Source organism: Algibacter lectus (assembly GCF_900112395.1).
Taxonomy (GTDB): Bacteria; Bacteroidota; Bacteroidia; order Flavobacteriales; family Flavobacteriaceae; genus Algibacter; species Algibacter lectus.
Map to the genome: position 1 here is coordinate 102,346 of NZ_FOLN01000006.1, position 12,743 is coordinate 115,088.

Genomic DNA, 12,743 nt, shown 5'->3' on the forward strand with positions numbered 1-12,743 from the left:
ATTATTAGACACCATTAAAATGTGCTAAGTCTAGTATTTAAAATACAAAAATCAACTAAGCCATTCAGTATTAAAAAAGCTTCAAAACTTTTACGTCCCACTTAATGATAAAACTAAGAATTTAGAACATTTTAAAAACCATTTTTTCTGCAAATTATCTGCAAATGACGAATAAAAAAAGCTTCCAATCTCTTGGAAGCTTAATAAACACTAGTGACCTCGACTGGATTCAAACCAGTAACCTCTTGAGCCGTAATCAAGTGCGCTATTCAGTTGCGCCACGAGGCCGTTTTTATGTGGGTGCAAATATACATCTTTTAATAAAAGCCCACCAAATTTTTTTTAACTTTTTTTATTATTATTTTTGAATATGGAAAAAGCCCTCTTAAAAGAAAAATTCAGCAACGCTCTAGATCAAGATATTATAAACGAAATCTTAGAAGTCGGAAGCTTTAAAACTTTTCAAAAAGATGATATTATAATCGATATCAACCAAAATCTAGAATACATCCCACTACTTTTAAGCGGAAACATAAAAATATTACGTGAAGATAGCGATGGTAACGAACTCTTAATATACTTTCTTGAAGCCGGCGAAACCTGCACCATGTCGCTTACCTGTTGTATGGGCACCTCAAAAAGCAAAATTCGCGCCGTGGCCGAAAGCAACTCAAGCATCGTACTTATACCTGTAGCAAACATGCAAATTTGGTTCCATAGCAACCACAGTTGGCGTAATTTCATACTCGAAAGTTACCAATCACGCTTCAACGAAATGCTCGAAACCATAGACAATCTGGCCTTTTTAAAAATGGACCAACGCCTCTACAACTACCTACTCAACAAAGCAGAACTCAACGGCTCAAAAACCATTATCGTAAAACATCTCGACATATCCGAAGACCTCCACACCTCACGCGTCGTAATTTCTAGACTCTTAAAACAGCTAGAAAACGAAAACAAAATAAAACTAAGCCGTAACAAAATAGAAATTCTATAAAACATTTGGGCGCTACCCGAAAAGGGTCGGGCTATTCACTACAAGTCCTCGTGCGCGCAATTGCCATTGCGCATACTGTGGGCTTTTCACTACTATCCCTAGCGCAAGCAAATCCGCCAACAAAAACCTACATCAAATAAACACAGTATTTTTTCTTATTTACGCTCCTATTTCTTCTTGTTTCTATAACCTCTCAACTATTTTCTAAGTCTTACGAATAAAGTAACCTCAGCACACACTTCTAACCGACTCCCTTAAAACAACTTAACCACACACAAAATTCAAAGTAACATTTATTACAAAACATACTACACCAAGACCATACCTTTGCACCAAATAAAAGAATATGGAAATAATTTTGAACCCTTGGCCATGGTATGTATCAGGCCCATTAATAGCCATCGTTATGGCGTTACTACTCTATTTTGGCAAAACTTTTGGTATGTCATCCAACCTGCGTACACTTTGCGCTATTGGAGGAGCTGGTAAATTTGCCGATTTTTTTAAATTCAACTGGAGAGATCAACTCTGGAATCTTACCGTAGTATTAGGCGCTATTATAGGCGGATTCATTGCAACACACTATCTATCAAACGATACACTTATCGATTTAAACCCAGAAACGGTTGTCGAGCTTCAGAATATGGGCTTTCAAAATGCAGGCGCAACACTTTTACCAAACGAGCTTTTCAGTATCGAAGCGCTCAAATCACCTAAAGTATTAATCATATTAATTATTGGGGGCATACTTGTTGGTTTCGGAACCAGATATGCGGGTGGCTGTACTTCAGGCCATGCCATTACAGGGCTAAGCAGCTTGCAAAAACCATCACTAATAGCTGTAATTGGCTTTTTTATCGGTGGATTAATAATGACTAACCTTATTTTACCTCTAATATTTTAACTATGAAATTTATTAAATTCTTATTAGTAGGCATTGTCTTCGGTATTCTATTAGTAAAATCCGAAGCCGTTTCATGGTATCGCATTTACGAAATGTTCCGTTTTCAATCCTTTCACATGTATGGCATTATCGGCACAGCCGTAATATCAGGTATATTGTTTTTACAAATATCAAAAAGAGGTTATATCAAAAGCATAAAAGGCGCCGATATATTTGTTCCTAAAAAAGACAACGGAATCACTCGCTATATTGTTGGCGGAATTATTTTTGGCTTAGGTTGGGCACTTATAGGTGCATGTCCTGGACCTATGTATATTCTTTTAGGCACAGGCGTTTCTAGCATGCTTATTGTAATTTCGGCAGCCATAGTTGGTACATTTATTTACGGTATACTAAAAAGTAAACTCCCACACTAAATGGAAAACTCTCAAATTATAGGTTATGTAGGCGCGCTTATTGTTGGTCTCGTTTTGGGACTTATTGGTGGTGGTGGTTCTATATTAACTGTTCCTTTATTAGTCTACTTATTAGGCTACAACCCTATTGTTGCAACGGCATATTCTTTATTTGTTGTTGGCACAACTTCACTTGTAGGCACTTTACAGAAATTTAAAGAGGGCTTGGTAGATGTAAAAACCGGATTAGCTTTTTCATTTCCATCCTTTATTGCCGTGTATTTATCACGTCGCTATTTAGTGCCAAATATACCAGAAACCTTATTTAACTTTGGCAATTTCACGTTAACCAAAGATATGAGTATCATGGTGTTTTTTGCTATCATTATGCTTATAGCATCCATTTCCATGATTAAAAAAGGAAAAACGGAGGATGTTGTTACAACAACAAGCCAACCTTATTACAAAACCTTTATACAAGGGCTAACTATAGGTACCATAACAGGTTTGATTGGTGCGGGAGGCGGATTTCTATATGTTCCGGCATTAGTACTTTGGGCTAACATCCCTATGAAAAAAGCAGTAGGAACCTCATTAATCATTGTCACTATAAATTCCCTTATAGGGTTTACAGGAGATATGCAAACATTGGAAATCGAATGGACGTTCCTTTTAACATTTACAGGGATATCCATTTTTGGAATTATTCTAGGAAACTATTTTTCTAAATTTATTAGCAGTAGTAAACTCAAAAAAAGCTTCGGTTTTTTTGTTCTACTAATGGCCGTATACATAATGTACAAAGAGCTTAAATAGCTTATGTAATAATTGTAACGTAGCAAACCATTAAAGTTTCTTAATTTTGAATCAAGTAATAAAAAAAGTATCGATTTCACTCCTATTGAAATCATAGAAACCATAAAAAATTAAAACATGAAAATAGAACAAATATATACAGGTTGCTTAGCTCAAGGCGCTTACTACATAGAATCTAACGGTGAAGTTGCTATTATAGATCCATTGCGCGAAACGCAACAATATGTAGACAAAGCAAATAAAGAAAATGCTAAAATAAAATATATTTTTGAAACGCATTTTCATGCCGATTTTGTTTCTGGTCATGTTGATTTAGCTAAAAAAACCGGAGCAACTATTGTTTTTGGACCAAATGCAGAAACCGATTATAACGCTCACATAGCCAAAGACAACGAAACCTTTAAAATTGGAGAAATCACTATTAAAGTATTGCATACACCTGGGCATACGCTAGAATCTTCTACTTATTTGTTGATTGATGAAGATGGAAAAAACCACGCTATTTTCTCTGGAGACACTCTGTTTTTAGGTGATGTTGGCCGACCAGATTTAGCTATAAAATCTGATTTAACAAAAGAAGATTTAGCTGCCATGTTGTTCGATTCGCTTCGGAACAAAATCATGACACTTGCCGACGATGTTATTGTATATCCAGCTCACGGCGCAGGTTCTGCTTGCGGAAAAAACTTAAGCAAAGAAACCGTTGGTATTTTAGGTGAACAGAAAAAAACGAATTACGCTTTACGTGCCGACATGACGCGTGAAGAATTTATAAAAGAAGTTTTAAATGGTATTGCACCACCACCACAATATTTTGCAAAAAATGCCATGATGAACAAATCGGGCTATGATAATTTTGAAACAATTCTTAAAAAAGGCGATACACCACTTTCTCCAGAAGCTTTTGAAGCAATGGCCAATAGTGAAGATGCATTAGTTTTAGACGTAAGACATCAGGACGATTTTGTAAAAGGCCATATTCCTAATTCTATTTCTATTGGTATTCAAGGTGGTTTTGCGCCATGGGTTGGTGCTTTAATAACAGATTTAAAACAACCTATTCTACTTGTAGTTCCTGAAGGAAAGGCACAGGAGACTGTTACAAGACTATCTCGTGTAGGGTATGATAACACTTTAGGTTACTTAGAAGGCGGCATAGAAAGCTGGAAAGCAGCTGGAAAAGATATAGAAACCATTAAGTCTATATCGGTTGATGAGTTCTCTAAGCACTTTAATGCAGAAGACATACAGGTTTTAGATGTTAGAAAAGATGGAGAATATAACTCAGAGCATTTAAAAGGTGACAACGTTAAACATTTTGCGCTAGATTATATTAACGATAATATGAATAGTATTGATAAAAACCAAACTTACTACGTGCATTGCGCTGGTGGTTACCGCTCGGTAATAGCAGCATCTATTTTAAAAGCAAGAGGTTTTGATAACTTAATTGATATTGCTGGAGGATTTGGAGCTATTAAAAACTCCGATTTACCAACCACAGATTTTGTGTGTCCAAGTACGCTTTAAACATTAATATTTAATTTTTCAGTAATGACAAAAAACATAGGAGCTACCGATAAAGCTATTAGAGTACTTGCAGGTATAGCTATTGCTTTACTTTACTATTTTAATATTATCTCAGGAACATTTGCTTTAATATTAATGGCTGTAGCTGTTCTTTTACTTGTAACAAGTTTTATTAACTTTTGCCCGCTTTATGGCATTTTAAAAATAAACTCGATTAAGAAAGTAAAGTAGAAATAAAAATTACATTAATAGCAAAAAAAAAGACCTCTCATTTTATTGAAAGGTCTTTTTTGATTATTGTATATATGTGTTTTACACGAGCTCTGCACTTAAGCCTGCCTCTAGCAACATAGAGCAACGTGGTTTTAAATCGTCTAATAAGCCTGTTTTAACCGTGCACTTTCCTTTGTAATGCACTAACATAGCACATTGTTCTGCTTGTTCTGGTGTATGCTCACAAGCATAAATTAATGTATCAATAACGTGATCGAAAGTATTTACATCGTCGTTATGCAAAACAATCTCGTTTTGAGTTAAAACTTCTTCTTCTAGTAATAATTCTTCGAATGTTTTTTCTTGTATACTCATAATTTACACTATGTCTTTCTTATGTTTCCTTATCGGAAAACACTTGGTTAACGGTTTAAATATGTTACTAATTTAAAAATTTTAACGATACCCAATTGTTTCTTTCTAACTTTTCTTCAAATTTTAACAAATGTTTTTCACATTCAGCTGTTATTAGCGGAATGTCTTCAGCATAAAATCCGCTTAAAAATAACATACCATTTTTATTTAAACAAGCAGCATAAGTTGCCATATCTTGAAGTAAAATATTGCGGTTAATATTTGCTATAATAACATCGTAACTTTTACCTTTTAAAGCAGAAGCATCGCCTTCTATAACCGTGATATGCTCAGCATTGTTGCGCTCTACATTCTCTAAACTATTAAGGTAACACCAATTGTCATAATCTACAGCATCTAGAGGTTTTGCGCCTTTCATTTCAGCAAGAATCGCTAAAACCCCAGTACCACAGCCCATATCTAAAACCGATTTATCTTTCAAATCTGTTTTTAAAATATGTTGAATCATCATGTGTGTCGTTTCATGATGTCCTGTACCAAAACTCATTTTTGGTTCTATAATAATATCGTAAATTGTATCTGGTTTCTCGTGAAAAGGTGCTCTAACAGAACAGGCATTGTCAACAATAATAGGATTAAAGTTTTTCTCCCATTCCTCGTTCCAGTTGGTTTGTTCTATTTCATTGAATTCGTAAGTAATTTCAAACTCATCAGATTTTAATATTTGAACATCGTCTAAAATATTAGCATTCCATTCTTCTTTTTGAATGTAAGCCGTTGCTCCATCTTCGTTTTCTACAAAACTCTCGAAACCAGCGTAACCAAGTTCTGCTATTAAAATCTCTACGGCTGGCTGTAATGGCGCTACTTTAAAATAGTACCCAATATAAATAATGTTTGACATTTGCTTTTTTATTAAAGTGCAAATTTAAGCGTTATTAACGGAGTTCGTGATAAAAATTTATTAAAACTTAGTTTGAAGCGACTGCTCTATGATGGTTTTAGTCTTTAGAGACGTTTGGAAATCTAACTTGATTTCGTAAACAGAAATTCTAATTGTTTATATTCTCTACACAACCAAGTATGTGTGATTTCTCCTTGCATAGAAATGACAAAAGATTTAAAGGAAAATTCCCTGTTTTTATAAAAAAAACACCTTATCAAGTGAATGATAAAGTGTTTTACATTTTTAATACATCATTAAAAAAGCTAACGAATTTAATTTATTTTAAATAGAACTTTGCAAAAAAGGAGAAACCAAAGGGTTGTCTCTACATTTTGCAGGTTAGCCCGCGTTAGGGATTGAGACTTTGTTGGAGCTCTTTTTGTGTGGTTGCACCTATGCAACACAAAAAAGCGACTGCCGAAAGCCCGACCCTTTTCGGGTAACGCCCTAATTATTTTTAACTAATTGTATGTTTTAAAAAGCATTTACAATCGCGAAAAAATCTTCAGCATTTAGAGCTGCTCCTCCAATTAAACCACCATCTACGTCTGGTTTAGAAAAAATTTCTTCAGCATTTGCTGGCTTAACACTACCTCCGTAAAGGATTGAAACCTCATCGGCAACATCGTTTCCGTATTTATCGGCAAGTGTTTTTCTAATAAATGCATGCATATCTTGAGCTTGCTCTGGGCTTGCAGTTTCGCCTGTACCAATGGCCCAAACAGGCTCGTAGGCTAACACAATGTTTTGAAATGCCGCTGCTTCTAAATGAAACAATGCATTTTTAATTTGATTGCCAACTATAGTCTCTTCGTTTCCAGATTTTCTATCGGCTAATTCTTCACCAAAACAGAAAATTACACGAATACCTTTTGCTAGAGCTGCATCGGTTTTTTTAGCAAGTAACTCATCGGTTTCATTGAAATATTCACGACGCTCACTGTGACCTAAAATTACAGTATTAACGCCGATGCTTTTTAACATACTCGCACTAATTTCACCTGTATAGGCTCCATTTTCTGCAAAGTGCATGTTTTGTGCTATAACTTCGATATTAGAAGTTTTTAATGCTTGGTATGCCTGAAATAAATTGGTAAAGGTTGGTGCTACCATTACTTCTGCATTAGAGCTTGTTGTTTGATTTTTTAACGCAGTAATTAACGCTTCGGTTTGCGCTAAATCGTTATTCATTTTCCAGTTTCCTGCTACAATGTTTTTTCTCATAGTTGCCTTTTAACCTTCCCTAAATTGACAAGGATATTTTTTTAAAAAAGTTAGTAATTGTTGTTTTCTACTGCTAAAATAGTTAATTTTTTATAGCTTTTATTAACTTATCGTCATCAGCTTCAATAACATTAAATACAACGATTTCGCCAGCTTTATTTATTACCAAATATCTAGGAATCCAGCTTATATTTAAAAAATCTGCAAAATCACAATCTTTAGCATTTGGCATAAAATAATGGTCGCCATTTACTTGGTATTTTGCAATACCTCGATGCCAAGCCCCTTGCTCTCTATCTAAAGATAAAAACACATAGGCTACTTCTGGATTGTTGGCTTGTAGCATCTTAACTTTAGGCATACCTTTAATACAATCGCTACACCAAGATGCCCAAACATCAATAACTATTGTTTTGCCTTGGTGTTTATCTAATATGCTTTGGAAGGTTACCTCGTCGCCATTTTGAGCAATAAAGGTATCGTTTAAAGCTGCGGCAGAAAATTGTTTTGGCTCGTCTTTACAGCTTAAAAAAGTGATTAATAAAACGAAAATATATTTAATCTTGTTCATATAAAAAGTGTTTGAAATGTTTACGCTTTCGCGGAAATAAATATTTATTTTAATTTAACTTTTGGATCTAACCAAACGTAGATTAAGTCGACAAAAATGTTGATAATTACAAATAACACAGCAATTACCAATACAGCGCCCATAATTACCGGTAAATCTAGAGTATTTAAGGCATTTACAATTTCTTTACCAAGGCCGTTCCACCCAAAAATGTATTCTACAAAAACGGCTCCTGCAAGCATAGATGCAAACCAACCTGATATTGCCGTAACTACCGGATTTAAGGCGTTTTTTACAGCATGTTTTTTTATAATTTGAAATTCACTAAGTCCTTTAGCTCTTGCTGTTCTAATATAATCCTGATTAAAAACCTCTAGCAAAGAATTTCGCATAAGCTGAATAACCACCGCCAACGGACGAATACCTAAAACAACTGCCGGAAGTATTAAATTTTTCCATTTTATGTGCATAGCCTCTCCAAAATCGTCTAGTTCGTACAAACTCCCCGTCATCTCTAAATTGGTATATTCATGCAGCACAAAACCAAAAAACCAAGCAAATAGTATAGCACTAAAAAAAGAAGGTACGCTCATGCCTAGCGTGCTAAATATTTGAATTGTTTTATCGATCCATTGGTCTTTATACAAAGCAGATACAATACCCAAAATAACACCTAATATCATGGCTATTACAATGGCCGAAACAGCCAGCACAAAAGTATTGGGTAAGGTTTCGCCTAATACTTGGCTTACTTTTTTCCCTTGTTTTGTAAAGGATTCTCTCAAATAAGGAAATTTTAAAACCGTGGTTGTATTCCCTATAGTAAATAATTTACTCGCTGTATATTTTCCTTCGCGCAAAAAAGTATAATCATCTTTTTCTTTAGAATGGAATGACAATGGCGACAAATCGTTTAAATAATATAAATACTGCGTTCCTAAAGGCTTATCAAAACCATATTTTTGCTTTACAATAGCGAGTTGTTCGCTATCTTCATTTTGGCCCAACATCATTTGCGCAGGATCTCCGGGAAGCACATTAAATAAAAAGAAAATAACAGTAACAACCCCAAATAATGTTAGGATGGCGTATGCTATTTTATTTATTAAGTAATTCAAAATAATTGCTGGGTATTAATTATTGGTCTAGATAAAATTTCAATAAAGCATGATGCCTTATTTTTTTAGCATCACTTTTACTATCCCTGTATAATTATTAGTATTTGCAGTGTTAATAGAGTCTAGCTCTTCATTTTGATCTTTTAAAACATTTACCGACTCTATCGTGTCTGTATCAAGCGCTTCAACCTCTGCTTTCGTTGCTGTTACACCATCAATTTGATATAAAATATTTTCAACTTTAACAGACTCAGGAGCTCTTTCTACTTTTGGTAATTTAAGGTCGTCTAGATCATTCCAATGTACTTTTTGTTTAATAGTTCCTTTATCCAACTCTATAACTCCAGGGTTAGAACGCACAATGGTTTTTAGAGCTTTCTCATCACATAAATAAAACTTAAAATCAATATCATAAGCTTCTGATATACGTTGTTTTGCTGCTTCTCCAGAGGCCGACAAACCAATAATTTCGTAACCGTTTCTTCTAGCTTCATCTTGCAATCCTTTTAATTTTAAAGCTCCGCCTTGTTCCATACTTTCTAAATTATAAGAAATAACAACAATTAGATTATCTCTATTTAAAAAATAATCCGTTAAATTTTCATCTGCTGTTTCTATTGAAAAATCATAGATTGGCGGCTCGTAACCTGCAGAAATTTCTTTAGTATCTACACTTATAAATTCACCCTCAACAGATGGGTAAGAACCATTGGTAGTTATAATTTTTTCTTCGCCATTTACTTTAAATTTCCAAGCATATTCTGTTACCGGTTTTGCCGCATCTTCAGGCACAGTCATACCCTCTTGTATATTAGCCCCAATGTGGTATGCTCTAAAATCTATAGCTGGTAAATGCATTAATACATGGTAACCAAACCATAAACTTGCAATAAAACTTAGCAGGGCTAAAACGGTTGTGCCTAGCTTTCCGAAAAGTGGTTTTATGTGCTTTACTCCCGCAAACAAAATGAGAATAAAAAACAGCAACACAACATCTTTTGTAAAGCTTTCCCATGGTGTTAGTTTCAAGGCGTCACCAAAGCAACCACAATCTTTTACTTTATCGAAATATGCTGAATAGAAAGTTAAAAATGTGAAGAAAACAATCATTAACAATAAACTCCATACAGTAAATTTAGGTTTATAACCAATGAGTAGAAATACACCTAAAACAACTTCGAACACAACAACTAGCACCGAAATCATTAAAGAATAAGGCTCTAAAAATGGTAAGTTTAAAACATCTTGTCCAAAATATTCGGCTAATTTATATGAAAAACCTAACGGATCGTTAAGCTTAATGAATCCGGAAATAATAAATAGAACTCCTACAAATACTCGGCTTATACCTACTAAAAATTTCATGTGATATGTTTTTATATGAAACTTAAACCCTAAGCTTAAGTTTTAAAATGTGCTTACTGTTAACCTAAATTAATGGTCTTCACCTAAATGAATCATTGCGAAAATGGCATAATTAATCATGTCTTGATAATTAGCATCAATGCCTTCGCTTACTAACGTTTTACCTTTATTATCTTCTATTTGTTTTACACGAAGTAATTTTTGCAAAATTAAATCGGTTAAACTACTCACGCGCATATCTCGCCATGCTTCTCCGTAATCGTGGTTTTTGTTTTCCATTAAGGTTTTTGTAACCAAAATGTGCTTTTCATACAATTCGGTAGCTTCTTCCGTCGATAAATCGGGCTGTTCCACAATACCTAATTCCAACTGAATAAGCGCCATAACAGAGTAATTTATAATACCTATAAATTCGCTTACTTCACCTTCATCTACCTTTCTAACATCGTTTTGCTGTAAACCTCGAATACGTTGAGCTTTTATAAAAATCTGATCGGTTAGCGATGGCAAACGTAAAATTCGCCAAGCACTTCCATAGTCGCTCATTTTTTTAATAAATAAACTTTTACAAGTATTTACAACCGTATCGTATTGTTTTGAAGTATCTGGCATGTATCAATTATATTTTGTGTAAATTTCGCTTAAATTGTTTAAAGTTCAAAAGTTTTTAAGAGGAAGTTTGACGTTACAATTTTAAAGTTTTAGGTTTGATATTTAATATTGAAAATATTGACATTTTAAGAGGTTATGACCATTAATTGCAAAGGAACACTTATTGATTTATCGTCGCCAAAAGTAATGGGGATTTTAAATTTAACACCGGACTCATTTTATGATGGCGGACAGCATAAAGATGAAAAATCTATTCTGAACCACACCGAAAAAATGCTAACAGAAGGCGCTACTTTTATTGATATTGGAGCGTATAGTTCACGCCCAAATGCCGACCATGTAAGCGAAGCCGAAGAGTTAAAACGCATTTTACCTATTGTAGAACTTGTTTTAAAATCATTTCCAGAAACTTTAATTTCTATTGATACGTTTAGAAGTGAAGTCGCCAAACAATCTATTGAAGCTGGCGCTGCCCTAATAAACGATATTTCGGCAGGAAAGCTCGATGACAATATGCTGAAAACGGTTGCCGATTTACACGTGCCATATATAATGATGCATATGCGTGGCACTCCGCAAACCATGCAACAACAAACCAATTACAACAATTTGGTAAAAGATATTATATTTTATTTTTCTCGACGTTTAATGGCCGCAAAAGAACTTGGTATTATAGACCTAATTGTAGATCCTGGTTTTGGTTTTGCAAAAACTTTAGAACAAAACTTTCAACTTTTAAACACTTTAGAATTATTGAACATACTCGAAAAACCTTTGCTTGTTGGTGTATCGAGAAAATCGATGATTTACAAAACCCTTAACAACACAGCTAAAGAAGCTCTTAACGGCACATCGGTTCTAAACACCATTGCCTTACAAAAAAAAGCAGCTATTCTACGTGTGCATGATGTAAAAGAAGCCGCAGAAACTATTAAACTTATTGAATCTCTCAATGCTTAAAATGAAACATTTACTTCTCCTTTTTATTACCATCGGATTATTATCTTGTAACAACGAAAAAATACTAGAATTACCAGAAATTAATTATTCTAGCATATCAAAAATAGATGATATCTCGGCCGCATATCTTTTTTACAATTCAGAAAAAGACAGCATCGAATTAAACCGTAAAAATTTAATTAGCACAACCAATTGGCTCGTTAACGTGGATAAACGTTTAAGTTTAAAGTTGGCTATTCCGCAGATTACATTTCTTCAGAATAAAAAGAAAAATGCTGGACATAAAAAAGAAGGCGCTAAAAACTACTTTACTTGTAACGATACGAGCTTAAAAACTTTAGGTTTTATTGAGTTTACTGAAACGGTTTATCATCAAAAAACTAGTTTGGAATACTTAGCAAAACTTACAGATTTAAATGAAGGTAAAAACACGATTTCAATAGCGTTTGACACGACTAACACCATTGCTATAACAGAAATTGACAGCAGCTTAACTTCTACAAAAACAAACATAAATAACCTATTGGTTTATCTAAAAAAACAAGATAGTACAGCCCGAAATATTTATTTAAATTTTAATGAAGATTTAAAATTTCAAGATTATATCACCTATAAATCTTTAATTGAAAAAGCCGATTTAAAAGAAAGTAAAATCTCAAACAACGAATTCATTTTTAATTAACCTTTATTTACTAAATTTACAAAAACACTTTT

Annotated in this window: 15 protein-coding genes and 1 tRNA gene; 8 read left to right on the forward strand and 8 right to left on the reverse strand. The window is 33.9% G+C overall.

The genetic code is table 11. The features are described from left to right. Positions 1 to 214: 214 nt before the first annotated feature. Positions 215 to 288 (reverse strand) — tRNA-Arg (locus tag BM246_RS11775). A gap of 82 nt (positions 289 to 370) precedes the next feature. Between BM246_RS11775 and BM246_RS11780 the strand changes: the two genes are divergently transcribed. The 6 genes from BM246_RS11780 (at position 371) to BM246_RS11805 (ending at position 4,876) form a co-directional block, all read left to right on the forward strand. Continuing rightward, complete coding sequence (locus BM246_RS11780; protein ID WP_042497335.1) at positions 371 to 1,000, forward strand: Crp/Fnr family transcriptional regulator; 630 nt, start codon at positions 371 to 373, stop codon at positions 998 to 1,000. Positions 1,001 to 1,346: 346 nt separating this feature from the next. Next, the gene (locus BM246_RS11785) at positions 1,347 to 1,904 is read left to right on the forward strand and encodes a YeeE/YedE family protein (RefSeq protein WP_042503055.1); all 558 of its coding nucleotides are present in this window, start codon (positions 1,347 to 1,349) and stop codon (positions 1,902 to 1,904) included. Positions 1,905 to 1,906: 2 nt separating this feature from the next. Then, complete coding sequence (locus BM246_RS11790; protein ID WP_074938114.1) at positions 1,907 to 2,320, forward strand: DUF6691 family protein; 414 nt, start codon at positions 1,907 to 1,909, stop codon at positions 2,318 to 2,320. Further along, positions 2,321 to 3,115: a sulfite exporter TauE/SafE family protein gene (locus tag BM246_RS11795; protein WP_074938116.1), complete on the forward strand. Its 795-nt coding sequence runs from the start codon at positions 2,321 to 2,323 to the stop codon at positions 3,113 to 3,115. A gap of 117 nt (positions 3,116 to 3,232) precedes the next feature. Further along, a complete protein-coding gene (locus BM246_RS11800) occupies positions 3,233 to 4,645 on the forward strand; it encodes an MBL fold metallo-hydrolase (RefSeq protein WP_042497329.1) in 1,413 nt (470 codons plus the stop codon). Between the two features lie 24 nt (positions 4,646 to 4,669). Next, positions 4,670 to 4,876, forward strand: a complete 207-nt coding sequence (locus BM246_RS11805) for a YgaP family membrane protein (RefSeq protein WP_042497327.1) — start codon at positions 4,670 to 4,672, stop codon at positions 4,874 to 4,876. Between the two features lie 81 nt (positions 4,877 to 4,957). Here the strand turns inward: BM246_RS11805 and BM246_RS11810 are convergent, their stop codons facing one another. From BM246_RS11810 to BM246_RS11840, 7 genes are all read right to left on the reverse strand, one after another. Next, positions 4,958 to 5,233 carry an ATP-dependent Clp protease adaptor ClpS gene (locus BM246_RS11810; RefSeq protein WP_042497325.1) on the reverse strand — a complete coding sequence of 92 codons (276 nt, stop codon included), beginning with the start codon at positions 5,231 to 5,233 and terminating at the stop codon, positions 4,958 to 4,960. 67 nt (positions 5,234 to 5,300) lie between these two features. Next, positions 5,301 to 6,137, reverse strand: coding sequence for a 50S ribosomal protein L11 methyltransferase (gene prmA, locus BM246_RS11815; protein ID WP_042497323.1), 837 nt, complete (start codon positions 6,135 to 6,137; stop codon positions 5,301 to 5,303). A 516-nt stretch (positions 6,138 to 6,653) separates the two neighbouring features. After that, a complete protein-coding gene (tpiA, locus tag BM246_RS11820) occupies positions 6,654 to 7,403 on the reverse strand; it encodes a triose-phosphate isomerase (protein ID WP_042503062.1) in 750 nt (249 codons plus the stop codon). Between the two features lie 82 nt (positions 7,404 to 7,485). Next, entirely contained in the window at positions 7,486 to 7,974 is a 489-nt protein-coding gene (locus tag BM246_RS11825; RefSeq protein WP_074938118.1) for a TlpA family protein disulfide reductase, read from the reverse strand. Positions 7,975 to 8,018: 44 nt separating this feature from the next. Beyond that, positions 8,019 to 9,095 carry an ABC transporter permease gene (locus BM246_RS11830; RefSeq protein ID WP_042503068.1) on the reverse strand — a complete coding sequence of 359 codons (1,077 nt, stop codon included), beginning with the start codon at positions 9,093 to 9,095 and terminating at the stop codon, positions 8,019 to 8,021. Positions 9,096 to 9,149: 54 nt separating this feature from the next. Further along, a complete protein-coding gene (locus BM246_RS11835; protein ID WP_042497317.1) occupies positions 9,150 to 10,457 on the reverse strand; it encodes a BT_3928 family protein in 1,308 nt (435 codons plus the stop codon). A 69-nt stretch (positions 10,458 to 10,526) separates the two neighbouring features. After that, positions 10,527 to 11,069 (reverse strand): DUF1599 domain-containing protein, encoded by a 543-nt coding sequence (locus tag BM246_RS11840; protein ID WP_042497314.1) that lies wholly within the window; start codon positions 11,067 to 11,069, stop codon positions 10,527 to 10,529. A gap of 135 nt (positions 11,070 to 11,204) precedes the next feature. On the opposite strand from BM246_RS11840, the gene folP reads away from it, so the two are divergent. Then, positions 11,205 to 12,029: a dihydropteroate synthase gene (gene folP, locus BM246_RS11845; RefSeq protein ID WP_074938120.1), complete on the forward strand. Its 825-nt coding sequence runs from the start codon at positions 11,205 to 11,207 to the stop codon at positions 12,027 to 12,029. A 1-nt stretch (position 12,030) separates the two neighbouring features. After that, positions 12,031 to 12,711: a hypothetical protein gene (locus BM246_RS11850; RefSeq protein WP_074938122.1), complete on the forward strand. Its 681-nt coding sequence runs from the start codon at positions 12,031 to 12,033 to the stop codon at positions 12,709 to 12,711. Positions 12,712 to 12,743: the final 32 nt, after the last annotated feature.